Below are 23,551 nucleotides of genomic sequence, written 5' to 3'. Positions count from 1 at the left end.
AAGAATGACCGGAGGACAGAAAGGGGCGCCGGTGGCCACGCTCAACGATGTCGCGGCCCGTGCACGGGTGTCGAAGGCGACGGCGTCACGGGCGCTCAACCGGCCCGACCTCGTGGCACCGGCGACCGTCGAGCGGGTGCAGGCGGCGGCCGCCGAGCTCCGCTTCGTGCCCAACCGCGGGGCGCAGCTGCTCGCGCGCGGGCGGACCGGGATCGTGCCCCTGCTGGTCCCGACCCTGCACAACGCCTTCTTCACGCCGATCATCGCCGGTGCGCACGCGCGGGCCGAGGCCGCCGACCTGCACCTGACGGTGGCGGTGCACCCGATGGAGGACGAGGACGAACGCGCCCGCTTCGAGCAGCTGGCCGCGCAGGTCGACGGCATGATCGTCGTGGCGCCGCGCGGCGCGGACGACCTCGTGCGGCGGGCGTGCGCGCTCAAGCCGAGCGTGCTGGTGGACCGGGAGATCGACGGGATCCCGTCGGTGGCGGCGGACACGGCGGCGGCCTTCGCGGCCCTGGTGCGGCGGCTCGCGGCGGGCGGGCACCGGCGGATCGCCTTCCTCAACGGGCCCGAGCTGTCGTGGCAGAACGTCCAGCGCACGAAGGCGGTGGCCGCCGCTGCCCGGGCCGTTGGCGTGGAGGTCGAGGTGCTCGGCCCCTCCCCCGCGACGTTCGCCGCCGGATCCGCGCTGGCCGGGGCGGTCGCGGAATCGGGTGCGAGCGTGTCGATCCCCTATGCCTCTGACCTGGGGCTGGGCGTGCTGTTCGAGCTCATCGCCCGTGGTCAGGCGCGGTTCGGGCAGGGCACGGCGCCGGACGGTGCCGTCGAGGTGGTCGGGGTCCCCGGCGCGACGGCGGTGGACGTCGACGGCGAGGCCCTGGGTGCGGCGGCGATGGACCAGCTCCTGCCCCTGCTCGGCGGTGAGGCCCCCGTGTCACCGACGCGGCGGCTCGAGGTGCCGCTGGCCGAGCAGTGGACGGGGCCGCGCGGGCGGGCGTGAGCGCGTCAGTGTGGGTGGCGGAGGGGCCCGGGTGACAGGAGCGGGGCGCCCCGCTCCCCCGCCCACCTGGCCTCTCGTACTCATCGCGCCGAGACCATGGGTGGTGCGTCGAGGCCATGGCTAGCGCCCATGCTCTCGAGACACGACCCATGCTCTCGACGAAGGAACTGCGATGATCACCCGGGGACGCGCCTAGCCACCACCGATCTGTGCACGCGTGAAGAAGCACTCGGCGCTCCGGTTGATGATCCGGTGCGCACACCGAGCGCCGATGGGACCTGACAGCCCGACCCAGCGGGCCCAGGGGAACCAGTGGGGCGCGTCGGTGAAGTCGATGTGGAACATGCCGGGGATGCTGACGAGCCGCCCGGTGCCCGGCGATTGACGTGCGAGCGCCGCTCTCATCGACCCCAGGGTCTTCTCGATGACCTCTTCCGGCCAACCACCCGCCCGTCGACGCTCACGGCGCATATCCTCAGCGGGCCGGGTCAGCCACAGCGCAGCGCACGGGATCCCGTCGGCAGCGACCGACGCCGGCATCGCCGCGTCCATCATCAGGCAGGCCGCGATCCGCGGGTCCGTCCGCGCTGCCGCCGCCGCGACGGTGCCGCCCAGGGAGACCCCGACGACGCCGGCCGATCCCGTGCTGCTCGTCCGGGCAAGCACCGGGTCCCGGGCGATCTCGTCGAGCACGACGCTGACGTCGACCGCCAGGTGCGCGATGACCTCGTCCTCGCCGAGCCCGTCGTAGAGATGCCCGCGCCGCCTCATCCTCACCACACGGCCGTCGGCCAGCCGGGTGCGTGCGGAGACAAAGGGCTGATCGACCCCGACGACGACGTAGCCGTGCGACGCGAGCGCCTCGGCAAGGATCGTGTGGGCGGTAACGATCACAGGGAGCTCGATCCCGCGCACGACGCGCGCAATGATGATCGCGTTCGTCCGCGATCGCGCGAGCTTGCGAAAGAGGAAGAACGGTGGCGATGTGCGGCCACCGGTCACCTCCCCCAGCGCCTGGAGGAGTGAGGCGAACACGTCGGGCGCATCGGCCAGGTAGATGCTTCGCTCCCCGCGGCTCGCCGTCGTCGGGTACCAGACCTGGGCGACGAGCTCGCGGACCTCGCCCGGTTCGGACGAGAGGATCTCGGTCCTGGTGCGATCCACCCAGTGCCGGCTCGTCGTGCCGACCCCGAACGGGCCGCCCGGCCGCGGGAAGCGCACGGGCCGGAACAGCCCGGCACCGACGACGCCGACGACCGCTGCGCCCACCATCCATGCCCTCGCGCGCATCCTGGTGAGTGTGGCAGAACCAAGGTGTGCGGATGCGGCCCCTGGCGCCAGATACACCGGCTCCGCGGGTGGCGGCCACAGACGTCGAGCGATCTCGACCGCGCGTTCACGGACGATCTCCCGTCACCCCCGCGTTGCCCGACTTCGCTAGCGTCGTCCTACGTGCCCCCACACGCGCCTCATGGACTCCCCCGGTCCGAGGACTCCGCACCGAGCGAGCCGCGCACCGGTGACAGCTCCCGCGCAGACCTGTCCTCTGCCGAGCGGCGCACCGGCGCGACCTCCCAGTCCACCGCCCGCTCCCGCCTCGCCGCCGCCGAGCGCTCCGCCCGTCGTGGCCTGTCCCACCTCGGCCTGGACTCGCGCGCCGACCTCCTGCTGGTGCTCGCGGTCGCGCTGTGGCTCGGATACACGGCGATCGCTTCGCTCGCCCACGGCGGCCCGTCCGCCGACGCCCTGCCCTTCCTCATCGCGCCGGTCGTCATCCTCGCCGGCGTCGCGGCGGGGCGGGTGCTCGCCTCACGTTCCACGCACGTCGACCCCAGTCGCTCCCCCGACGACGACACCACCGACGCACCAGCTCCCCGACGAGGGGTCACCACCACGCACCTGAGCGCCGCCGTCGCGCTCGTCGCCGGCCTGGCCCTGCTCGTCCCGTTCTACGCCAACGCCCAGGCGGCGTTCGGCCTCCAGCTCGTCGCCCTGGCCGGTCTGCTCGCGCTGAGCAACGAGCGGCACGAACCAGACACCCTCGCACCGACCCGCGTCACCCACCTCACGCTGCCCGTCCCGACGCTCGTCGCCGTCGTGCTCGGCGTGCTCCTCGCGGGTCGCGCCCAGGCTGCCGGCGTGCTCGTCGTCGTTCTCGCGCTCGTCCTCACCCTCGCGCTCGTCCGCCGCGACCTGCCGTCCCGACGCCGTCTGACCGCCCCGCGCACCCTGGTCATCGCCGGTGGTGCCGTCATCGCGGTGGCGGCCGCCGTCGTCACCTGGCTCGGCGGCCTGTCGACCTGGCCCACGTGGCTGTCGACCTCCGGCAGCCTCAGCGGTGCCCGGCACGCCCTGTGGGTCGACGCCCTCGAGCTGTGGTCGCAGCGTCCGCTGACCGGCTCGGGCCCGGGCTCCTTCGCCGCGTCCTCACCGATCGCCGCCACGCGCGCCGACCTGTCCGAGGTGCACTCCTCGGTCCTGCAGGTCGCCGCCGAGCTCGGCCTGGTCGGCGTCCTGCTGCTGGCAGGGCTGCTCGCGGCAGGCCTGGCCGTCGGGGCGCAACGCGGAGGTCGCGCGGCGCTCGTGGCCACCACGGCCTGGACCGCGCTGGCGGTGCACTCGATGATCGACCACCTCTACGAGTTCCCGCCCGTCACGCTGGCCGCGGGCCTCGTCCTCGGCTGGGCCTCGGCCCCGCACCACCGACCTGCTTGACCACGCGCCCACTGTCCGACCGGCCACGTACCCCGCTCAGCCCCATCCACCTCCTCCGCAGCCCCACCACTTCATCGAAAGGATGGGTTCTGTCACGAAAGGATGGGCAGAGGGCATCCCCTCGTGACACAACCCATCCTCTCGAAGCGGGAGAGACGGTCTGAGTCCCGACGCGCGAGGTAAGGGATGCGACTCAGGCCGCCCCCGACGACGCCGTCTCGCGCCCGCCCTCCGCCGCGGCCACGTGCCTCTCGCCCAGTGCGACGAACACCGCGGCGTTGAGGTCGAAGGCCACCTTGGCCTCCTCGACCACCCGATCGCGCTGCTCGGACGCGAACGCGGCGTCGTCGATCAGTGCCCGGTAGCGGTCCTTGAACGGCTTGACCTTCTCGATCCCGGTGAAGGTGTAGAAGGTCAGATCGTCAGCGGTCATGCCGTAGTGGCGCTGGAGCATCCGCGCGATGGCCTGGCCGCCGGAGAGGTCGCCGAGATAGCGGGTGTAGGCGTGCGCCAGGTAGGTGGCCGCGTCCGCGATGCCCTCCAGCCGCGCCACGTAGGTCTCGGTCGCCGCCAGCACGGGGAGCTCCTTGCGCCAGGTCGGGCCGGCGAGGGTGGCGAGGTCCGCCTCCAGGCTCGGCACCCGCCGCAGCTCAGGCAGCACGAAGGCCGCCGCCACCGGGTCACCACCTGTCCCACCACCGACCAGCCGGTCACCCGCACCCTCGAGCGCGGTGTAGATCGCGTGGTGCTGACGGGCCAGGTCGACATACGCCGCACGGCCCAGGCGCCCGCCCATGAGGTCGCTGACGAAGGAGCGCGTCTCGGCGTGCTCGTGCTGCGGCCGGGTGGCGTCCCGCAGGACCTCGGACAGCGGCTGGGTGGTGGTGGCCATGGGGGCTCCTGGGTTGCTGACGGCACGTCACGATCAAGTGTGCTGACAGTCTGTCGTCAACCCACCGGTCAGGCAAGCCTTACCTGGCCCCGACCCCGCACGACGGCGCACCACCACACCCGAGTGATCCACCACCGGCTCACCCTCACCCCGGCTCCGCGACCTCCTCGAGCGCGTCGATGTCCAGCAGCTCCACGTCCCGCCGCCCCTGCAGGCGAATGATCCCGCGGTCGGACAGCGCCGCCAGGCGCCGGCTCAGGGTCTCCGGCGTCGTGCCCAGGTAGCCCGCGATGTCCTGCTTGGCCATCGGGAGCCGCACCGCCACCACCGAGTCGCGCACGCTCACGGGCAGGTCGAGCAGGTAGGCCGCCACGCGAGCGCCGACGTCGCTGGAGGTGACCGCGGCCAGCAGCCGTTCGGTCGAGTGCAGCCGATCGGACAGCGTGCGCAGGATCCGTTGGGTGATGTCGGGGTAGCGCCCGAGCAGCGCCGAGAGGTCGTCGTGGTCCAGCGCGCACATCTGGCTGTCCTCGATCGCGACGACGAGGTCCTCGGACCGCTGCCCGGTGAGGAAGGCCCGCTCCCCCACCACCTCACCCGCGCCGGCGGTCCGCAGCACCTGCTCGTGCCCGTTGGCCGAGGTCTGACTGACCTTGAGCCGCCCGCTGTGCACCACGAGCACCCGGGTCACGGGCTGCCCGGGCAGGTGCACGGTCTCGCCCCTGGCCACCCGCAGGGGTCGGACGACCTCCGCCACCGTCTCCTGCTCGGCGCGCGTCAGCCCCTGGAAGATCGGGACCCGGACCACGCACAGATCAGGCTCGGACATACCCGGAATCTACCCGGCGCCCCTCACCTCGCCCGGACTTGACCTGCGTCAAGGAGATCTCCGCGCCACCTTCCTAGATTGCGAAGACACCGCAATCCACGACGAAAGGACAGGTGAGATCGACATGACCACCACCGCCGCCACCACCCGCACGATCCTCCGGGCCGAGGGCTTCTCCTGCCCCTCGTGCGTGGCCAAGATCGAGAAGCAGGTCGGCCGGCTCGACGGCGTCGAGAACGTCACCGTGCATTTCGCCTCCGCCCGTATCGAGATTGACCACGACCTGGCCCGGGCCTCGGTCGACGACCTCGTCGCTGCCGTGGCCAAGGCGGGCTACAGCGCCGCCCCCTCGGCGTTCTGACCCCCGGCCACTCACTCCACGTCAGGAGAGGGAGGGCGCCCCGCCCTCCCTCTCCTCATCGCCCCGGTCCTCCTCCACCCACCCATCACCAGCTTCTCCACCTCGCGACGGGAAAGGTCGTGACTCACGTGCACACGCTTCAGCGCCGGCTGCGCGGGAACTGGGCAGTTCCCGCGATCTCCGGTGCGCTCATCCTCTTCTCCTTCGCCCTGCAGCACGTCGCCGGCGGCGCGGCGAACCTCGCGCTGACGCCCCAGTGGTGGCTCGACGCCGGACGGCACGCCACCCACGCCACGGGCGTCTTCACCCTGGCCGACGTGTTCATGCTGACCGCGGCGGTCGTCGCCGGATACCCCATCGTGGTCAAGGCCCTGCGCGCCCTGACCGCGCGCGTCATCGGCATCGACCTGCTGGTCTCCGTCGCGGCGATCGGCGCCGTCGTCATCGGCAACTTCTGGGAGTCCGCCGCCGTCACCTTCCTGTTCGCGGTCGGGCATGCGCTGGAGTCGGCCACGCTGAGCAAGACCCGCTCGGCGCTGGCCGAGCTGGTGGCCGTCGCCCCGGACACCGCGATCGTCGTCCGCGACGGCGCGCAGCAGGAGATCCCCGCCGGTCAGGTCGCGATGGGCGAGGTCGTCCTGGTGAAGAACGGTGCGAAGGTTCCCGTCGACGGCGAGGTCGTCTCCGGCACCGGCGCCCTGGACGAGGCCTCCATCACCGGCGAGTCGATCCCCGTCGAGAAGGCCACCGGCGACCAGGTCTTCGCCGGCACCGTCTCCCGCGGCGGCTTCCTCCAGGTGCGCGCCACCGGGATCGGCGCCGACACCACGCTCGCCCGCATCATCCACCGGGTCGAGGAGGCCCAGGACGCCAAGGCGGCCACCCAGACCTTCATCGACCGCTTCTCCCGCTGGTACACCCCCGGCGTCATGGTGCTGGCCCTCGTCGCCGGCCTACTGACCGGTGACATCGTCCTCGCGCTGACGCTGCTGGTCATCGGCTGCCCCGGCGCCCTGGTCATCTCCATCCCGGTCGCCATCGTCGCCGGCATCGGCCGCGCCGCCCGCTCCGGCATCCTCATCAAGGGCGGCGAGTACCTCGAGACGTCGGCGCGGATCTCCGCGGTCGCCGTCGACAAGACCGGCACCCTCACCGAGGGTCGGCCCGAGCTGACCGACGTCGTCGTCCTCGACCCCGCGATGGACCGCACCGAGGTACTGGCCTGGGCCGCCGCCGCCGAGGCCGGCTCCGAGCACCCGCTCGCCCGCCCGATCCTCGAGGCGGCCGCGGCCCAGGGCGTCGCCCCGGATGCCATCGACGGCGCTGTCACCCCGGTCCCCGGCAAGGGCATCGCGTCGGTCGTGGACGGCCGCCAGGTCCTCATCGGCAACGCCGCCCTGCTCGCGCACCACGAGCTCCCCGAGCAGCCCGACGCCGAGCAGGTCGCCGACTCGCTCGCCGCTCAGGGGAGGACCCCGATGATCGTCGCGCTGGACGGCGCCGTCATCGGCGTCCTGGCGGTGGCCGACCAGGTCCGCACCGACGCCGCCGAGATGGTCGAGCGCCTGCACCGGGCAGGGGTGTCGACGGTCGTCATGCTCACCGGTGATACCCACCGGGTCGCCGAGGCCGTCGGCGCGGCGACCGGCGTCGACGAGGTCCGCGCCTCCCTGCTCCCGGAGGACAAGCTCGACGCCGTCGCGGAGCTGCAGCGTCAGGGGCACACCGTGGCGATGGTCGGCGACGGCGTCAACGACGCCCCCGCGCTGGCCACCGCCGACATCGGCGTGGCGATGGGCGCCGCCGGGTCCGCGGTGGCGGTGGAGACCGCGGACATCGCCCTCATGGCCGACGACCTGCTCAGGCTCCCCCAGGCCATCGACCTGGCGCGGCGCACCGCGCGGATCATGCGGCAGAACATCGCGGTCGCGCTGGCCACGGTGGTCGTGCTGCTGGCCGGTGTCTTCGCCGGTGGCGTGACGATGTCGGTGGGCATGCTCGTCCACGAGGCCTCGGTGCTGGTGGTCATCGCCAACGCCATGCGGCTGCTCCGGCTCCGCGCCGGTGCGGGTTCGAGCGCCGGCCGCACCCCGGAACGGCGGACCGAGCAGGATCAAGCCGTGCGGCGCACACGGGACGATCGCGCAGCCGCCCGCTGAACCCGCGGTGGTCCCGCCGTGCGAGGGCAGCGCCACCGGGTCCGCCCGGTCGGCCTGCTCCGCCAGCCCCCCCCAATCGAAAGGATGGGTCGTGTCACGAGAGGATGCCCTCAGTCCATCCGCTCGTGGCACAACCCATCCGCTCGTCGCAGAGGCCGCAGCGCTCACCGGACCCCGCCCCTACACCACCTCGACGCGCACCTTTCTGGCCTGCACATCCACCTCGGCCACGCGCACAGTCACCTCGGCGCCCAGCTCGAGGCCCTCCCCCTCGACGACGGCGTGCACCGCCGGCTCGGCCACCTGCACCTCACCGCGCTGCGGCTTCTTCTCGTCGACGTCGACGACCACCCCGCGCAGTTCCTCCCCCTCGCGGCCGCGCAGCACGAGGGCCTCCATGGCGTCGACGGCGCCGCGCTCGTACGCACTCGCCCTCCGACCGCGGGCACCCATCGCACTGGGTAGTTCGGGCAGCGCCTCCCGCACCCAGCCCGGCACCTCCGTATCCGCCGCGATCGCCAGGCACGCTTCGAGCCCGTACCGGTCGACCAACCGGCGCAGCGGCGCGGTGACGTGTGCGTAGTCGGACGCGATCGCGGCGTGCTGGGTCGACACCACATCCCCGCCCTCGCCGTCGTCCCCGCCCTCACCGGGCGAGACTGGCAGCGCGAGGTACCCCGCCCCGCGGAACAACGCCGTCGCCTCGTTGAGGAACGCCGCCCCCTCGGGCGTGCTCGCCTTTACCGACCGCACGAGGTCCGGGTAGCTCATCCCGTCCGGCCACGGCACGCCCAGCGCGTGGGCGGTCCGTCGCAGCTTCGCCACGTCCTTCTCGCGCGCCGGCGGCAGCGTGCGCAGGATCCCCACGCCCGCCCCGAGCATCATCTCGGCGGCCACGATCCCGGTGAGCAGGGAGATCTGCGCGTTGTAGCCCTCGACCTCCAGGACGGTGCGGCTGTCGAGGACGTACCGCCCGCCGTCGCCGAGCTCGACGACCTGCTCGGGCAAGTCGAGCGAGACCGCGCCGCGGGCGACCTCCTGCGCCTGCCGTGCCCGCCCCACCTCGGCCAGCAGTCGCGGCAGGTCCGCGGGCACGCCCTCAGCCAGCTGGGCGCGCCCGTCGAGGGCGTCCTGGACCTGGTCGTAGGTGAGCTGGGCGCGCGAGCGCACGAGCGCCCGCTCCACCGCGGAGGACCGCACCTCGCCGGTGGAGTCGATCCGCACGTCCCACACGCAGGCCGGCGCCACCTGGCCGGCCAGCAGGCTCGCCGCACCGGCGGAGAGCACCTCGGGGTGCAGGGGCACGGACCCGGTGGGTCCGTAGACGGTCATCGCCCGACGTCGAACCTCCTCGTCCAGCGCCCCGCCCGGTGTCACGAACGACCCGACGGACGCGATGGCGTAGCGGATGCGGTGACCGTCGCCGTCGCGCTCGATGAGGACGGCCTGGTCGAGGTCGCGCGCGCCGGGCGGGTCGATCGTCACCAGGTCGAGGTCGGTGAGGTCCTTGGCAGGCAGGGCGGCGCCTTCGGCGGCGGCCTCCGCCTCGGCGAGCACCTCGGGGGAGAAAGCGGTGGGGAGCTCGAGCTCGGCGGCCAGGGCGTCGAGGGCGGCCTTGAGCTCGTCGGGGGCGGCGGTGTTGATGCGCAGGTGGCGTGTGGGCACGCGTAGACAGTAACGAGACCGGGGTCACTGCGCCGTCCGCGCGCTCGACGACGAGCCCTCTACGATCGACCCTGCGCGTGACCCGACGGCCCGGAACCCCCGACGTCGAGCGTCCCGGCCGCAGGGAGGACCGCGATGGTGACGTTCTCGGAGCAGCACGAGGCGCGGGCCGCCGCGATCGCCGAGCGCCGAACCCACTGACGCCGGGGTCCGGCTCGGCGTACATCCTGTGGGTTCGACGGAAGCGCGCCGGCCCGCATGATCACCCCCTACGCGCACGGCCGCGCCACCACCGCCCGCGCAATCTCGCCGGCGATCTGTGGATGTCTGCCGACAGGTCGACCAATGACAGCATTGCGTTAGACTGCTGTCAATCGTGGAGGTGGATCGATGGCAGTCCTGACCGTACGAAACGTTCCCGACGAAGTGCACCGCGCACTACGAGTACGCGCGGCCCAGCACGGCCGCAGCGCGGAGGCGGAGGTGCGGGAAATCCTCAACGCCGCACTCATCCCGTCCCAGCGGGTGCTGCTCGGAGATGCCCTGGCGTCGCTGGGCCGTGACCTCGCACTCACCGATGACGACGTCGACGAGCTCGGCGCGGTGCGCGACCGGAGCCCGGCGGAACCACTGACGCTGCCGTGATCGTCCTGGACACGAACGTCGTCTCCGAGGCGATGCGCCCCGAGCCGAATCCGGTCGTGGTGGGCTGGCTCAACGCCCAGACCGCCGAGAGCTTGTACTTGTCCAGCGTGACTCTCGCGGAACTCCTTTTCGGCATCGGCGCGCTACCCGCCGGCGTGAGGAAGGACCGGCTCGCGCAGGCGCTCGATCGACTGCTCGCCCTGTTCCCCGGCCGGGTACTGCCGTTCGACCAGGACGCAGCCCGACGCTATGCGGAGATGGCCGTCGCCGCCCGCGCCACCGGTCGTCCTCTTCCCACCGCCGATGGCTATATCGCAGCAACCGCAGCGGCTCACGGCTTCGCCGTCGCCACCCGAGACATTCAGGACTTCGATGGCGCCGATGTCGAGCTGATCGACCCGTGGAACGCACGCTGACCAGTTCTCCGCGATAGGTCGGGACCGTTGACATGGGCGCCCGGCACCGAACTGCACCCCCGCACGACGACGCCGCACCGATCACCGACTGACCGCCGGTCCGCACCGAACCCACACGCCGAGCGCCGAACCCACCGACGCCGGGGTCCGGCTCGGCGAACAACCTGTGGGTTCGACGGAAGCGTGTGGGGTCGACGGCAATCCGCCGGCCCGCATCATCACCGCCGCCGATTCGCATGATTACTCCCGCCGCGCGCGCCGCGCCACCACCGCCCGCGCGAGCCCCTCGAGCACGTCCTGGGTGGTCTGCCACGACATGCACGCGTCGGTCACGGACTGCCCGTAGGTCAGGCCGCTCGGCGCCGGCTCCTGACGGCCGGCCACGAGGAAGCTCTCCAGCATCACCCCGACGACGCCGCGCTCCCCCGCCCCGACGGCCTCAGCGATCTCGCCGGCCACCTGCGCCTGACGCACGTGGTCCTTGCCGCTGTTGGCGTGGCTGGCGTCCACGACCAGCCCCGCGCTCCGACCCGCGCGGCGCAGCAGACCCAGCGCAGCTTCAACCCCCTCCGGCCCGTAGTTGGGTCCGCCCCTCCCGCCGCGCAGGATGACGTGGCCGTCGGGGTTGCCGGCGGTGTCCACGAGCACGGCGCGTCCCTCGTCGTCGACGCCGAAGAACGTCTGCTCGGCCGCGGCCGCGAAGGAGGCGTCGATCGCGACCTGGACGTCGCCGTCGGTGCCGTTCTTGAAGCCGACCGGCATGGACAGCCCGGACGCCAGCTGCCGGTGCACCTGGGACTCCACCGTGCGCGCGCCGATCGCGCCGTAGGTGACGGTGTCGGCGATGTACTGCGGGGAGGTGGTCTCGAGGAACTCGCAGCCGGCGGGGATGCCGGCGTCCAGGACGTCGAGCAGGACGCGCCGGGCGGTGCGCAGGCCGCGGGGGACGTCGTATCCGCCGTCGAGGCCGGGGTCGTTGATGAGGCCCTTCCAGCCCACCGTGGTGCGCGGCTTCTCGAAGTACACGCGCATGACGAGGTCCAGCTCGCTGCCGAACCGCTGGGCCGCACCGGCGAGGCGGTGCGCGTAGTCGATCGCGGCGGCCGGGTCGTGGACGGAGCACGGCCCGACGACGACGAGCAGGCGGTCGTCCCGACCGTAGAGGATGTCCTGGACCTCGCTGCGGGAGCCCGAGACGAGGGCGGCGGCGTCACCGGGGAGCGGCAGCTCGGCAAGGATCTCGCTGGGGGTCGGTAGCGGGGCCATGCGGCGCACGCGCAGGTCGACGGTGCGTTCGGTGGGGGTAACGGTCATGGGGCTCTCCTCGGACGGGGGCGGGTCGTCCCCGTCCGGAGCGCCCGCCATGAATGGCAAAGGGCGCGGACCCAATGGTCCACGCCCTGTCGGCTCCGGTTGCGCGCGTCAGCGAATGAACGCGCCGGCCGGGGCCGACACGCCAAACCAATACTGGCGAGCGGTATGCACGTGTGGAACGTACGTCCCCGCCACCGGTCGGCGTCACGCGCGTCTCGCCAGATGGGATCGACGACGTTGCGGGCCGTGACTCCCCGTTGCCGCCCCGACCCCCCATTGCCGCCCGGCCCAACCTCCGATAAATGGAGGGTTCGCACGGGTGCGTCACCAAGCGCCAGCGTCAGGCCCGACCTCCGTTATACCGAGAGCTCCCGCGGGCGCCACACCCGCTACCGTCCGCGCGACACCAGCCGCGCCCCCCTTGGCCCGGGGCCTGCCGTCCTCACGTGCCGACGTCGGCGCCCGCACGCGGCCCGACCTCCGTTATACCGAGGGGTAGCGCGGGTGCCTCACCCGCTCCCCTCCGGTCGCCACCGACCGGCTCCGGAACACCCGTCAGGCCTCGGCCAGCCGGGCGGCGTACTCCTCCCGCAACTGCTGCGCGGCATCCCGGTCGGGCGAACCGGCGGCACCACTCGCACCAGCAGGACCCGCCACACCCGCCGCGCCGGCAGAACCGGCCGCGCCACGCAGCATGGACTCCAGCTCGTCCAGACACGCATGCCACCCCGCAGCCGTCCCGGCGTGGCCGAGCGGCCCGGGCTCGCCGGGCCACGTCGTGAACACGAGCCGAGTCCCGCCGTCGACCGGCTCGAGCTCGAACCGCAGGACGTCCGCCTCACCCTCCGAGTTGCCCCAGACCAGCTCGAAGAGCGTCGGCGGGTCGAAGGCTCGGATCAGGCCGGGGAGCACCTCGTCGGGATCCATGCCGGTGGTGTCCACACCGGCCTCGTCGAGCATCTCCATGCTCTGCTGCGCCCCCTCGGGCCAGAACGGCAGCTGCACCTCGGCGCCGGCGGCCCGCTCGCCGACGATGTCGGCCGGGAACCAGTGCCGCAGTCCGGCCGACTCGGTGAGGGCGCGCCAGACGGTGGTCGGCGAGTGCGCAAGGTGCCGCACATACCGCAGCCGCACCGTGTCGCCGTCGCGCTCGACCGTGCCCAGTCGTCCGTGCTCGTCGGTCATGTCCTACTCCTCGTTCGTCTCGTCCAGGTGGCGCTCCAACGCGTCGAGCCGGTCGGCCCAGATCTCCCGGAACGGCTGCAGCCACGAGTCGAGGTCACGCAGACCCTCCGGGGCGAGCCGGTACTGGCGCCGCGGCCCCTCGACCCGCACCCGCACCAGCTCCGCCTCCCCCAGCACACGTAGATGCTTGGACACGTTCGGCTGCGGAGCGTCCAGTGCGACGACCAGCTCGCCGGCCGACCGCTCCCCGTCGCGCAGCAGCTCGAGGATGCGACGCCGGGTCGGGTCCCCGATCACCGTGAACACCTCGCGCTCGGCCATACCCGGAATATTCCTCTACACGCATATGCCTGTCAATGCATTGGATAGCGATTGGCACTGCCACCTCCATCGACCCAGGGCCGCCGCGATCCGAGTCATCTAGAAGTCAGCGGCGCACGGCGCCCACCTCCACAGTGACTCCCACAAGCGCACCTCCCGCAGTATCGTGTAATACACCAGCAACGTGTCAGGAGGTGCGATGAGACTCAACAGCAAAGGACAAGTGACCATCCCGGCCGATCTGCGGCACCGGCATGGCTTCTCCGAGGGGGACGAGGTCGACGTCATCGACGACGACGGCACGCTGCGCATCGTGCACAGCTCGCCGGGCGGGAGCAGGGGCGAGCGTGTGGTCGGCCGGATGCGCGGTACCGCGACCACAACCCGGTCCACGGACGAGCTGATGACGCTGCTTCGTGGCGAGTGAGCGCGCGCCCATGATCACGTTGGTCGACTCCAACGTGCTGCTCGACATCCTCACCGACGACCCCGTGTGGTCGAGCTGGTCCGGCGAGGCACTCGAACGCGTCCTGAACGACGGCGAGTCGGTTATCAATCCGCTCGTCTACGCCGAGGTGTCCGTCGGTTTCGACCGCATCGAGGAGCTCGACGTGGCGCTGCCGATCACCGCGTTCCGGCGCGAACCACTGCCGTACGCGGCGGGCTTCGTTGCCGGAAAGGCTCTTGTCGACTACCGCCGCCGGGGCGGAACCAAGACGTCGCCGATGCCCGACTTCTACATCGGTGCACATGCCGCTGTCGCGGGATACCAGCTACTCACCCGCGACGCGCGCCGGTACCGCACCTACTTCCCAGGTCTCACCCTCCTCACGCCGGGCACGGAGTAGCCCGGTCGGCCGTGCGACCAGTCCGAACCGAACTCAGCAACCCCCGTCACCCCGCCTGCCGCTCGAGCTCCTCGAGCGTGAAGTCACCGCGGTTCAGCCCCCGCAGCAGCCGCCACGTCCGCACCACACGGGGCAGCGTGATGATCAGCAGGCCGCCGAGCATGTTGAACGGGATGACCAGGCCGAACCACTGGAGGAAGTCCCCCACCGAGATGTCGGCGCCGGCGAACATCGCCGCGAAGATGACGAGCGCGTTGAGCGCGCCGTGCAGCATCCCGAATCCGATGAGCAGGAGCCCGGAGGCCATGCAGGTCACCGCGGCGACGACGTCGTTGGACGTGCCCTGCTGCATACGCGTCGACAGGGTGATCGTGGCCCCTGCCAGCACGGACAGGGCGATCGTCACGGCCGCCGACGGCTGCTCGAGGTAGCTCAGCGCGCTGGCGGTGATGGTGGCGTGGTAGCCGGGCAGGGCGAGCACCATGAGCCAGGCGAACACGATGCCGCCCAGGAGGTTGGTGACGAGACTGACCGACCACAACCGGGCGATCTGCAGCCACGTCCCCTGGCCGGCGAGCACCGCGTTGATGGGCAGCAGGAACTCCTCGGTGAACAGCTCGGAGTGCGCGAGCCTGAGCGCCAGCAGGCCGATCCCGAAGGCCATGCCGGCGAGGATGTCGGAGCCCGTGGCCTGCTTGACGAGCAGCATCGCGAGGATGCCGAGACCGACGTCGATCCCGCCGAAGAACCCCGTGACGATGAGCTCGGGCCAGGTCCGGTTCAGCCGCTCCGAGCCCTTGACCACGGTGGCGGCGGCCTCCTGGGCCAACCCGTCCTCGATGTCGAAGTCCGTGCTGCCGAGGCGCCGCCGCTGCTCGCTCTGATCCATCCGCTCAGCGTAAGGACGCGCGCCGAACCTCGCCGCCCGGGCCGCCTACCTGCCGGCGAGCACCGCCCGCCCGTCGACGCATGCCTACGACGAGCCGCTTGTCCGCGGATTGCTCGCCCCGGCCTCGCGCGCCTCCCGGGCCGAGGCGACGTCGTCGATGATGACGACGATGTGCCGCACGCCGGACAAGAGGGAGCCGTAGAGCGGCCAGCTCTCCGCCGGCAGGTCGTGCTTGTGGGACAGGTCCCGTGCCAGGGCGGTGAGCCGGCCGAGGACCGGCTCCACGTCCGCGTCGGGATCGGCGACGGCGAGTCCCGTGTCGCGCACGATCGTGGTCCATCGCTCGCGGAAGTCCTCGTCCCAGGCGCCCTCGGCGTAGGCGGCCTCGTACAGGGTCCGGGCCAGGTGCCGCAGGTGCGAGATCCCCTCGTCGACGCGCTCGAGGATGTTCTCGTAGCTGACCTCCTCGCCTGGCCTTGACCGACGAGCGAGTCGTGCCCGAGGGTTGTACCGCCTGCTCTCGGTGGCGAAGCGCGCCGACTGCCACGCGGTGTTCAGCTCGTGTGTCATCGACTCGATCTCCTCCCGCCACGCTTCGGCCTTGTCGGTCTCCCAGGAGTTCGAGAACTCGTCGGCCATGTTGACCAGGACGTCTCCGATCCGGCGATTGATGCTGTCGACGTAGCGCGAAGCCTGCTGATCGCGCAGCGGCGGGATGACCAGCAGGTTGACCGCGACCCCGATGCCCACGCCGAGGCCGACCTCGATGATGCGGTCGAGCAGCAGCGGTTGTTGCTCGGAGAAACCGCTGCCCAGGACGAAGATCGCGGTGGTGGCGATCGCGATGCCCTCGTCCCGGATCCAGGAGATCCGCGCTCCGGCCAGCCCGACGAACAGTGCGAGAGCGAAGGTCCACACGCTCACGCCGAGGTAGGCGCCCACCAGGAACGACAGCCCGACGCCCAGCGTCGAGGCCACCGTCGACTGCACCCCGCGCGACAGCGATCGGTGGACCGTGGCGTGCACGGTCAGCAGCGCCGTCCACGGAGCGAGGAAGGGCAGCGGCGAGCTGAGCACGGTGGTTGAGACCCACCACGCCGCGGTGGCCGCGACGACGCTCTTGAGGATCTGCAGCAGGTCGGTCGTGAACTGTGGCCGCAGGGCCAGCTCTCGCAGTCGGCGCATCCGCCCATTGTTCCTGCACCCGGCGCCGCCCCTGCCGGCCACCTCGCCGGGCGAGACGGTCCGCGCTGTGGTGCACTGCCCGTGACGGCGTGCGCTCGCGCGCGTCGACCCGGCGCGCCGTGAGGAGGCCAGTCGTGAGCGTGGGTCCTGCGTGCCGGCCCGACGTCTGGGTCGTCGTCCCCGCGCGTGACGAGGAGGCGCTGATCGGGCGCACGCTCGACTCCCTGTGGGCGGCCGCCGGAGCGGCCGGGGCGCAGATGCGGGTCATCGTCGTCGCCGACTCGTGCACCGACGGCACCGCGGAGATCGCCCGGGCCCGCGGCTCGGCGGTGCTCGAGATCGAGGCGCGCAACGTCGGTGCCGCCCGCCGGGCCGGCTGCGCCCGCGCCCTGCTGTCCGGCGCCGCATCGGACCCCCGCTCCTGGATCGCGACGACGGACGCGGATTCCGTGGTCCCCGAGGACTGGGTCGCGGCGCACCTTCGATACCGGTCGAGGCAGGTCGACCTCGTGGTGGGGACCGTCGCGCTGGAGGGCGGCCACGCCGAGGACCCCCTCGACCGCGCCTGGGCCGAGCAGTACGCGAGCGCCGTCAGCGCGCGCGGCCACGACCACGTGCACGGCGCCAACCTCGGTTTCTCCGCGCAGGCCTTCCGGCTCCTCGGCGGCTTCCGACCGCTGCGGACCGGCGAGGACGTCGACCTCGTGCGCCGCGCCGCGGCCCGCGGGCTGTGCACGGTGCGCGCCCTGGACATGCCCGTGGTCACCTCGCGGCGCACCGCCGGCCGCGCACCCGCCGGCTTCGCGGACGATCTCGCCCACCTGGCCGGCGGGCTCGCCCCGGCCAGGGTGCGCTCCGGCTGACCGCCGCATCGACGCGCCCGGCGGCCCACCCGCCCTCGACCTACTATCAGCGCAGCGCGAGGCACGGGCACGCGTCCTTCGAGGAGCGAGCGACCTCAGCACAGCCCGAGCACAGGAAGGAACGTGATGGCGACGTTGTCGCAGGAGCACGAGGAGCGAGCCGGAGAGATCGCCAGGCGCCTGTCCGCCGTGCTGCTGGCGAATGACCTCCGGGCCGCGGTCGCCGAGTCCCTCACGGGCGGCAAGATCGCCACCCAGCTGGCGGCCGCGCCCGACTCCGGTGCGTGGTTCGCCGGCGGCGTGGTCTGCTACTCCGCCGAGGTCAAGCGCCGGGTCCTCGGCGTCCCGCACGGCCCGGTCATCTCCCAGCAAGCGGTGGAGACGATGGCGCGCTCGGTGGGCGTCCTGATGGCCGCCGACCTCGCCGTCGCGACCTCCGGGGCCGGCGGCCCCACCACCCAGGAGGGCCAGGAGCCGGGCACCACCTGGCTCGCCGTCCTCTTCGGGGACCAGGTGCACTCGGAGCTGCACCACGTCGACGGCGAGCCGCTCGAGATCCTCGCCCGGACCGAGGAGCGCGCGCTCGAGATGCTGTGGGAGGCGGCCACGCGCTGGGGGCCCGACGACGAGCGGCACCACCAGCGCCCCTCCGCAGGGTCGACGAACGCGACCGACCCGACGACGGCGCACGCGTGAGCCCCGCGCGTGGCACCTACGGTCCGCTGCTCGCGGAGCTGGACCTCCCTCTGCCGGGCCGCGGGGCCACCCTCGCCCGATGGCGCGACCTCGCGCGGCTGACGGCGCGCAACGTCGTGACCGGCCGACTCGCCGAGGCACACGCCGACGCCGTGGCGATCACCACCGACCTCGGTGCGCCCGAGCTGGTGGCGCCCGGCACCCACTGGGGCGTCTGGGCCGCCGAGCCACCCAGCCCCCGGCTCTACGCCGCCGAGGCGGGCGGCAGCTGGACGCTGTCCGGCACCAAGCCGTGGTGCTCGGGCGCGTCGCTGTGCACGCACGCGCTCGTCACGGCCACCGTCGACGGGGACGGCGGTGCGGTGGCGCTGTTCGCCGTCGACCTGCGCCGGCCCGGGGTGCGCGCCGTGCCGGACACGTGGCCGGCCGTGGGCATGGCGGACAGCGACTCCGGCTGGGTCGAGCTCTCGGAGGTACCCGCGCGCCGCCTGGGCAGCCACGCCGACTACCTCGACCGGCCCGGCTTCTGGCACGGCGGGGCCGGCGTGGCCGCCTGCTGGTTCGGCGGGGCCGCGGGCGTCGCGGCTCCCCTCCTGGCCCGGGCCGCCCGCCCCGGCGCCTCGGAGCTGGTCCGCGCGCACGCCGGCGCGACCGCCGCGGAGCTCGCGGCCGGGTGGGCGCTGCTCACCGAGGCCGCCGCGACGATCGACGCCGACCCCGACGACCGCGCGGGGCTGCGAACGGCGCGGGCCCTCTCGGTGCGCACCCGGATCGATCGCCTCGCCACCACCGTCATCGCGCGCGTCGGCCGGGGCCTCGGCGCCGGCCCCCTGTGCGCGGACGGCGAGCACGCACGGCGCGTGGCCGATCTCGGCGTCTACATCCGCCAGACCCACGCCGAGGCCGACGAGGCCCAGATCGCCGCCGCGGTCGCCGCCCGCGCCGAGGCGGGCGAGGACGCGTCCGTCCTGTGGGGGGCGATCATCGGCTTCGACCCCAACGGCGGGGACACCCCGGAGCGACGCCCGGGGGCGGGCATGCCGGCGATCGCCGACGGCGATGCCTGAGCCGCTGTTCCGCGGTGACGCCGCGCCGGCCACGTCGGAGGCGGTGCTGCGGGAATTCGAGGACGGGCTCGAGCCGTGGACCCTGCGCGCGGCGCCGACCGGCGACGACCGCCCCGCCGACCTTGCCTCCGGCGGCGCCGCGACAATCGGGCCCGTCAGAGCGAACGAGTCCGCCGGGACCGCCGAGTCCGCCGAGGCACCCGCGCTGGTCGTCGTCTCCCCGCACCCCGACGACGAGGTGCTCGGCGCCGGCGCCCTGCTCGGCACGGCCGCCCGCGCCGGGATCCCCACGCTCGTGCTCGCGGTTACCGACGGCAACGCCTCCCACCCGCCCGAGCTCATCTCGCCGGAGGACCTCGCCGAGGTCCGCTCCGCGGAGTCCGACGTCGCGCTCGCGACGCTAGCGGAGCTCGATGCCGATCCGGACCACGAGATCCGGCGCAGTCGGCTGCGGCTGCCCGACGGGCGAGTCTCCGAGCACGAGGACGCTCTCGCCGAGCGCATCGCCGAGGCGCTCGGCCAGCTCCCGCCGGGGACGTGGGTGGCCGCACCGCTGCGCCACGACGGGCACCCGGACCATGACGCCACCGGGCGCGCCGCGCGCCGAGCCCTGGCCCGCGTCCCCACTGCGCGACTCGTCGAATACCCGGTGTGGCTGTGGCAGCACACGCTGCCGCGCGAGCACCCGGGTGTCGACTGGGACTCTGCCCGGGTGCTGGTCGTCGACGACGAGCTCGACCACGCACGGTCCGCGGCGATGGTGGCTTTCCGCTCGCAGATCAGCCTCGACCTCGGCGTGCCCGCCGGCCGCGTGGGCGCGGACCCGGAGCACCAGGTGGTCCTGCCCCGCCGGGTGCGGGACCGGATGCTGCGCCGCCGCCAGGTCGTCTTCCCCCACGGCGCGGCCGGGTTCGCTGCGATCTATGACCGCGGGGAGGACCCGTGGTCGGTCGACGAGCGGTGGTACGAGGAGCGCAAGTACGCCCTGACGGTGGCCATGCTGCCGCGGCGGACGTTCCGGCGGGGATACGAGCCGGGCTGCTCGATCGGCGGGCTCACGGCGCTGCTGGCGGACCGCTGCGAGCAGCTCCTCGCCACCGACATCGTCCCCGCCGCGGTGGAGACCGCGCGCGAGCGTGTCCCGCACCCGCACGTGGACTTCCGGGTCGGCGGCGTCGCCGACTGGCCCGCGGGCGAGCTCGACCTCGTCGTGCTCAGCGAGCTCGCGTACTACCTCAGCGACAGCGAGTTCGAGGACGCCCTCCGCTACTCGCAAGAGTCCCTCGCGGAAGATGGGGTGCTCGCGGCGGCCCACTGGCGGCATGCGATCCCCGGCGCGTACCGCGATGCCGAAGCGATCCATCGTGCGCTGGCGGACCAGCCGGGCTGGGAGCGGCTGGCGTCCTACCGCGACGAGGACGTGCTCATCGAGACGTTCGGACCACCGCGCCCGAGCGTGGCGAGCGGGGAGTTCTTCGGCGGCGGGTAGGACCGTCAGCCCCTGCGGTCGACCTCACCGCCCGGGCCGCCGGCGGCCCCCGCCCACCCGATGACCACGCCCGCGAGGAGCACCACCGGCGGGAACTCGTAGAGGTGGTCGATCATCGCGTGCACGGCCAGTGCGGCCCACGCCACCACCCCGACGACGCCGGACACCCCGCTCCCCCGCGCCGCCACCGCCAGGCCGGCCGCGAGCAGGCCGAGGAACAGCACGACGCCGATGACACCGAGCTCCGAGCCGACCTGCAGGACCGACGAGTGCACCTCGGACAGGCTCGGGTCGGACGCCGCCAGCGCGGAGTGCTCGACAAACGAGCCCGGCCCCGCGCCCACGACCGGCGCCTGCGCCCACAGCTCGAGCGCGTCGGCCCACAGCGTGTGCCGCGCACCGCTCAGACTCCAGCGCCCGGTGAGGAGCCCCGGCCACAGATCCCGGCTCCCGAGCCACACGACGACGACGGCGGCCAACCCGACGATCACGCCGCCGGCCCAGGCCCACCTCTGCGCGCGCACGCGTCCGGCCCAGGCCCAACTCCGCGGACGCACTCGTGTACCCCGCACGCGTCCGCCCCGCCACCGGGCCACCAGCACAGCCACCACCACGGCCACCGCCCCGACGACGGCGAGCAGGAGCGCCGCCTGCGACCGCGACGCGAGCAGGACCCCGAGAACGACCAGCAGCACAGCCGAGATGACGCTGAGCGGAGTCCGCTCGCTGAACCCCAGGCGCAGGACGGAGACCAGCATGAGCACGCCGAGCGCCACGGCCTGGACCCCGATGGCCGCCTGCGCGTTGGCGTAGAACGCGTCGGCTGCCAGCACCGCGAGCGCGCCCACCACAGCGACCGGCGCGACCCACCACCGCTCCCACGCCGTCACTAGCCGCCCACCAATGAGCACACCGAGAAGGAGGACGAGCGGCGCCACCACGTAGGGCACCCAGGAGCCGGCCGTCGACACCGCAAGGATCGAGGCGGCGAGCACCCACGCCACCCAGAGGAGCGCGGCCCCCAGCAGGTACCGGTCCGCCACCTGGCGGCGACCGCGAGGAACGAGCACACCGAGAACGGTAGGTCAGCTCGACCTCTACCGCGTCACCGACCACCCGCGTCGGCATCAAGGGCCGGCCGACGACGTAGCGACGCCCCCGGTACACCCCTTAGACGCCGAACCCACACATCGAGTGCCGACCCCACATGCGCCGTGGGCAGGCTCGGCACCGACTCTGTGGGCTCGGCGGAAGAGTGTGGGGTCGGCGCTCAGCCCGCAGGCCGGGCGGCCCCGCGAGACGACGGCGCCTGCCCCTCGTAGTCCTCACGCGTCGAACCATCCCCGCGGACGCAAAGCCGAAGGTCTCGGCATCGCCCCCCCCAAACAGAATGACGAACCGTCGAGCGTAGCCACGGGCTCGCGGCGAGCGGCCACAACGCCACTTCGTCGGGAGAGTGCGGCACTAGAGCAACACCAGCATTGGTTGCACTGGGAGCACCGGCATCTTTCGAAATGCGCCGCACATCACATTAATCTTACGGTAGCACTCAGATATCCTTGAATTGACATTTCGAGAGCACGGGAGCGCACGGATGCGTAAATCGGTCTATGGATTGGCGTTGGTGGCGTTTGCAACGCTGACGGGATGCAGCGGCGACGAACCCACCGATGCCACCCCGTCCGGGGAAGCCAGCGAGTCGTCACCTGCATCGACGCAACAGGAGACCCCGTCCACCGATTCCACTTCGCAGTCGGTGGATGCCCGCGACCAGGTCTATCGCTGGGAGGAGAGCCCCGCCGAGACCGACCCTGAGCCCACATCGGAACCCGAACCCACGCCCAGTGCATCACCGCAGGTGGAAGCGCAAAGCTACGGATCACTAGTGGATCTGCGCGATGCTGCCGTCGGGGCTGGTTACGACTGCGCTACTTGGGAGCAGACGAACCACATGCCGATGGCAGCTCAATCGGGCAGTTGTTCGACCGAGGACGTCTTTTCAATCTACATCAACGCCGACGAAGCCAACGCGCAGGTTGAGACCAGCAGAGAGGTCTTCGCAGAGGTCGGGCAGTTTGAGTGGCTCGTCGGTGCGAACTGGATCATCAACGCGCCTTCCGACAGCCTGGAAATGCTTCGTGAGGCGATAGGCGGGGTTGTCGTCGTGCACGAAGGTTCAGAGCAATAGTGATGAACTAACCTCACGCAGGTGATTCACCCGCCTTCTCACCAGCGCCCCCGCGCGCCGAGGCGCCCGTCACGGATCGGCTACAGGACCACGATCCGCGCACCGTGGCCGCTCGAGCGAGCCAAGCGGCTGTCGCGCGTCACCAGCGGGCAGTCCATCGCCTCGGCCAGGGCGACGTAGGCGGCGTCGTAGGCGGAGACGTTGTCCCTCAGCTGGAAGGCGCGCCGTCGCAGTGCATGGTCGGACGGCCAGCGCCGCAGGGGCAGGTCGTCGAGATCGGTGAGCAGGTCCTCCGCCCGGGCCGCGCTGAGGTGGCCACCGAGAGTGAGTCCCCGCAGTGCAGAGACCACCTCGACGTCGATCAGGCTCGGGGCATGCAGCTCGTCCTGTGCGAGCCGGGCGCGTAGCTCGTCGGTCCCTGCCACCGCAGTGAGGGCATCGACCACTGCGGCGTTGTCCACGACGATCACGTCGGCGAACTCTGCGGGAGCTCGCCCTCGCGCTGCGCCCGCGCCTCGTCGAGCACGGTGACGGCAGACGCCGTCGCACGTTCGCTGCGGCTGGCTGCACGGTCGAGCACCTCCGCAGCCGTTGGCCGGGCGACCTCCTGCTCGATCAGCTTCAACAGGTAGGTGTTCAAGGACTCACCACGAGCGGCAGCCCGCGCCTTGAGCGTCCGACGCGCGTCGTCGGGCACGTTCCTGATCTGCACCAGTGAGGCCATGCATCCAGATTAGCTCACACTCTATGCAGAATGTATGGATCGATCCGGCTCGGGCGGCGGGGGGATGGGCCAAACCCACGGTCTGGAAGACTACCAA

The 23,551-nt window shown here is 72.4% G+C and carries 25 protein-coding genes; 13 read left to right on the top strand and 12 right to left on the bottom strand.

Going from position 1 to position 23,551, the window contains the following annotated elements:
* Nucleotides 1-31 precede the first annotated feature (31 nt).
* The gene (locus ACPYO4_RS02640) at nucleotides 32-1,003 is read left to right on the top strand and encodes a LacI family DNA-binding transcriptional regulator (RefSeq protein WP_425707664.1); all 972 of its coding nucleotides are present in this window, start codon (nucleotides 32-34) and stop codon (nucleotides 1,001-1,003) included.
* A gap of 192 nt (nucleotides 1,004-1,195) precedes the next feature.
* On the opposite strand, the gene ACPYO4_RS02635 is transcribed toward ACPYO4_RS02640, so the two are convergent.
* Complete coding sequence (locus ACPYO4_RS02635; protein WP_425707663.1) at nucleotides 1,196-2,293, bottom strand: hypothetical protein; 1,098 nt, start codon at nucleotides 2,291-2,293, stop codon at nucleotides 1,196-1,198.
* Nucleotides 2,294-2,455: 162 nt separating this feature from the next.
* Here ACPYO4_RS02635 and ACPYO4_RS02630 point away from each other — a divergent pair, with 162 nt between their 5' ends.
* On the top strand, nucleotides 2,456-3,718 hold the full coding sequence (locus ACPYO4_RS02630) for an O-antigen ligase family protein (RefSeq protein WP_425707662.1): 1,263 nt from the start codon (nucleotides 2,456-2,458) through the stop codon (nucleotides 3,716-3,718).
* A 193-nt stretch (nucleotides 3,719-3,911) separates the two neighbouring features.
* Here ACPYO4_RS02630 and ACPYO4_RS02625 read toward each other — a convergent pair whose 3' ends face one another.
* Both ACPYO4_RS02625 and ACPYO4_RS02620 read right to left on the bottom strand, forming a co-directional pair.
* Entirely contained in the window at nucleotides 3,912-4,610 is a 699-nt protein-coding gene (locus ACPYO4_RS02625; RefSeq protein ID WP_425707661.1) for a heme oxygenase (biliverdin-producing), read from the bottom strand.
* A 145-nt stretch (nucleotides 4,611-4,755) separates the two neighbouring features.
* Nucleotides 4,756-5,439, bottom strand: a complete 684-nt coding sequence (locus ACPYO4_RS02620) for a Crp/Fnr family transcriptional regulator (protein ID WP_425707660.1) — start codon at nucleotides 5,437-5,439, stop codon at nucleotides 4,756-4,758.
* A 124-nt stretch (nucleotides 5,440-5,563) separates the two neighbouring features.
* Here ACPYO4_RS02620 and ACPYO4_RS02615 point away from each other — a divergent pair, with 124 nt between their 5' ends.
* Together ACPYO4_RS02615 and ACPYO4_RS02610 are read left to right on the top strand one after the other, a co-directional pair.
* Nucleotides 5,564-5,800, top strand: a complete 237-nt coding sequence (locus ACPYO4_RS02615; RefSeq protein ID WP_425707659.1) for a heavy-metal-associated domain-containing protein — start codon at nucleotides 5,564-5,566, stop codon at nucleotides 5,798-5,800.
* A 128-nt stretch (nucleotides 5,801-5,928) separates the two neighbouring features.
* Complete coding sequence (locus ACPYO4_RS02610) at nucleotides 5,929-7,959, top strand: heavy metal translocating P-type ATPase (RefSeq protein ID WP_425707658.1); 2,031 nt, start codon at nucleotides 5,929-5,931, stop codon at nucleotides 7,957-7,959.
* A gap of 180 nt (nucleotides 7,960-8,139) precedes the next feature.
* On the opposite strand, the gene ACPYO4_RS02605 is transcribed toward ACPYO4_RS02610, so the two are convergent.
* Nucleotides 8,140-9,624 (bottom strand): RNB domain-containing ribonuclease, encoded by a 1,485-nt coding sequence (locus ACPYO4_RS02605; RefSeq protein ID WP_425707657.1) that lies wholly within the window; start codon nucleotides 9,622-9,624, stop codon nucleotides 8,140-8,142.
* Between the two features lie 390 nt (nucleotides 9,625-10,014).
* On the opposite strand from ACPYO4_RS02605, the gene ACPYO4_RS02600 reads away from it, so the two are divergent.
* Together ACPYO4_RS02600 and ACPYO4_RS02595 are read left to right on the top strand one after the other, a co-directional pair.
* Nucleotides 10,015-10,269, top strand: a complete 255-nt coding sequence (locus ACPYO4_RS02600; RefSeq protein WP_425707656.1) for a FitA-like ribbon-helix-helix domain-containing protein — start codon at nucleotides 10,015-10,017, stop codon at nucleotides 10,267-10,269.
* A complete protein-coding gene (locus ACPYO4_RS02595) occupies nucleotides 10,266-10,685 on the top strand; it encodes a type II toxin-antitoxin system VapC family toxin (protein ID WP_425707655.1) in 420 nt (139 codons plus the stop codon). The genes ACPYO4_RS02600 and ACPYO4_RS02595 overlap by 4 nt, the downstream gene beginning before the upstream one ends.
* A 240-nt stretch (nucleotides 10,686-10,925) precedes the next feature.
* Here the strand turns inward: ACPYO4_RS02595 and ACPYO4_RS02590 are convergent, their stop codons facing one another.
* From ACPYO4_RS02590 to ACPYO4_RS02580, 3 genes are all read right to left on the bottom strand, one after another.
* Nucleotides 10,926-11,999, bottom strand: a complete 1,074-nt coding sequence (locus ACPYO4_RS02590) for a 3-deoxy-7-phosphoheptulonate synthase (RefSeq protein ID WP_425707654.1) — start codon at nucleotides 11,997-11,999, stop codon at nucleotides 10,926-10,928.
* A 555-nt stretch (nucleotides 12,000-12,554) separates the two neighbouring features.
* The gene (locus ACPYO4_RS02585; RefSeq protein WP_425707653.1) at nucleotides 12,555-13,184 is read right to left on the bottom strand and encodes an SRPBCC domain-containing protein; all 630 of its coding nucleotides are present in this window, start codon (nucleotides 13,182-13,184) and stop codon (nucleotides 12,555-12,557) included.
* 3 nt (nucleotides 13,185-13,187) lie between these two features.
* Nucleotides 13,188-13,505: an ArsR/SmtB family transcription factor gene (locus ACPYO4_RS02580; RefSeq protein ID WP_425707652.1), complete on the bottom strand. Its 318-nt coding sequence runs from the start codon at nucleotides 13,503-13,505 to the stop codon at nucleotides 13,188-13,190.
* 199 nt (nucleotides 13,506-13,704) lie between these two features.
* On the opposite strand from ACPYO4_RS02580, the gene ACPYO4_RS02575 reads away from it, so the two are divergent.
* On the top strand, nucleotides 13,705-13,932 hold the full coding sequence (locus tag ACPYO4_RS02575) for an AbrB/MazE/SpoVT family DNA-binding domain-containing protein (protein ID WP_425707651.1): 228 nt from the start codon (nucleotides 13,705-13,707) through the stop codon (nucleotides 13,930-13,932).
* A 10-nt stretch (nucleotides 13,933-13,942) separates the two neighbouring features.
* Nucleotides 13,943-14,353: a type II toxin-antitoxin system VapC family toxin gene (locus ACPYO4_RS02570; RefSeq protein WP_425707650.1), complete on the top strand. Its 411-nt coding sequence runs from the start codon at nucleotides 13,943-13,945 to the stop codon at nucleotides 14,351-14,353.
* Between the two features lie 46 nt (nucleotides 14,354-14,399).
* Here the strand turns inward: ACPYO4_RS02570 and ACPYO4_RS02565 are convergent, their stop codons facing one another.
* The gene (locus ACPYO4_RS02565; RefSeq protein WP_425707649.1) at nucleotides 14,400-15,242 is read right to left on the bottom strand and encodes a formate/nitrite transporter family protein; all 843 of its coding nucleotides are present in this window, start codon (nucleotides 15,240-15,242) and stop codon (nucleotides 14,400-14,402) included.
* An 84-nt stretch (nucleotides 15,243-15,326) separates the two neighbouring features.
* Entirely contained in the window at nucleotides 15,327-16,427 is a 1,101-nt protein-coding gene (locus ACPYO4_RS02560) for an FUSC family protein (protein WP_425707648.1), read from the bottom strand.
* A gap of 134 nt (nucleotides 16,428-16,561) precedes the next feature.
* Here ACPYO4_RS02560 and ACPYO4_RS02555 point away from each other — a divergent pair, with 134 nt between their 5' ends.
* The 4 genes from ACPYO4_RS02555 to ACPYO4_RS02540 all read left to right on the top strand — a co-directional run bounded on the left by ACPYO4_RS02555 (nucleotide 16,562) and on the right by ACPYO4_RS02540 (nucleotide 20,542).
* Entirely contained in the window at nucleotides 16,562-17,290 is a 729-nt protein-coding gene (locus ACPYO4_RS02555) for a glycosyltransferase (RefSeq protein WP_425707647.1), read from the top strand.
* Between the two features lie 126 nt (nucleotides 17,291-17,416).
* The gene (locus ACPYO4_RS02550) at nucleotides 17,417-17,986 is read left to right on the top strand and encodes a CinA family protein (RefSeq protein WP_425707646.1); all 570 of its coding nucleotides are present in this window, start codon (nucleotides 17,417-17,419) and stop codon (nucleotides 17,984-17,986) included.
* Nucleotides 17,983-19,053, top strand: a complete 1,071-nt coding sequence (locus tag ACPYO4_RS02545) for an acyl-CoA dehydrogenase family protein (RefSeq protein ID WP_425707645.1) — start codon at nucleotides 17,983-17,985, stop codon at nucleotides 19,051-19,053. Before ACPYO4_RS02550 ends, ACPYO4_RS02545 begins: the two co-directional genes overlap by 4 nt.
* On the top strand, nucleotides 19,046-20,542 hold the full coding sequence (locus ACPYO4_RS02540; protein ID WP_425707644.1) for a bifunctional PIG-L family deacetylase/class I SAM-dependent methyltransferase: 1,497 nt from the start codon (nucleotides 19,046-19,048) through the stop codon (nucleotides 20,540-20,542). Before ACPYO4_RS02545 ends, ACPYO4_RS02540 begins: the two co-directional genes overlap by 8 nt.
* Before the next feature lie 5 nt (nucleotides 20,543-20,547).
* On the opposite strand, the gene ACPYO4_RS02535 is transcribed toward ACPYO4_RS02540, so the two are convergent.
* Entirely contained in the window at nucleotides 20,548-21,612 is a 1,065-nt protein-coding gene (locus ACPYO4_RS02535; RefSeq protein ID WP_425707643.1) for an O-antigen ligase family protein, read from the bottom strand.
* Nucleotides 21,613-22,136: 524 nt separating this feature from the next.
* On the opposite strand from ACPYO4_RS02535, the gene ACPYO4_RS02530 reads away from it, so the two are divergent.
* Complete coding sequence (locus tag ACPYO4_RS02530; RefSeq protein WP_425707642.1) at nucleotides 22,137-22,730, top strand: hypothetical protein; 594 nt, start codon at nucleotides 22,137-22,139, stop codon at nucleotides 22,728-22,730.
* A gap of 80 nt (nucleotides 22,731-22,810) precedes the next feature.
* Here ACPYO4_RS02530 and ACPYO4_RS02525 read toward each other — a convergent pair whose 3' ends face one another.
* Together ACPYO4_RS02525 and ACPYO4_RS02520 are read right to left on the bottom strand one after the other, a co-directional pair.
* The gene (locus ACPYO4_RS02525) at nucleotides 22,811-23,200 is read right to left on the bottom strand and encodes a type II toxin-antitoxin system VapC family toxin (RefSeq protein ID WP_425707641.1); all 390 of its coding nucleotides are present in this window, start codon (nucleotides 23,198-23,200) and stop codon (nucleotides 22,811-22,813) included.
* Nucleotides 23,197-23,454 carry a FitA-like ribbon-helix-helix domain-containing protein gene (locus tag ACPYO4_RS02520; RefSeq protein ID WP_425707640.1) on the bottom strand — a complete coding sequence of 86 codons (258 nt, stop codon included), beginning with the start codon at nucleotides 23,452-23,454 and terminating at the stop codon, nucleotides 23,197-23,199. Before ACPYO4_RS02520 ends, ACPYO4_RS02525 begins: the two co-directional genes overlap by 4 nt.
* Nucleotides 23,455-23,551 lie beyond the last annotated feature (97 nt).

The sequence above is a fragment of the Georgenia sp. Z1491 genome (genome assembly GCF_049856175.1).
In the GTDB taxonomy this organism is placed as follows: domain Bacteria; phylum Actinomycetota; class Actinomycetes; order Actinomycetales; family Actinomycetaceae; genus JB111.
Note: the sequence above shows the minus strand (reverse complement) of the source record. Positions and strands in the feature narration are given on the sequence as shown.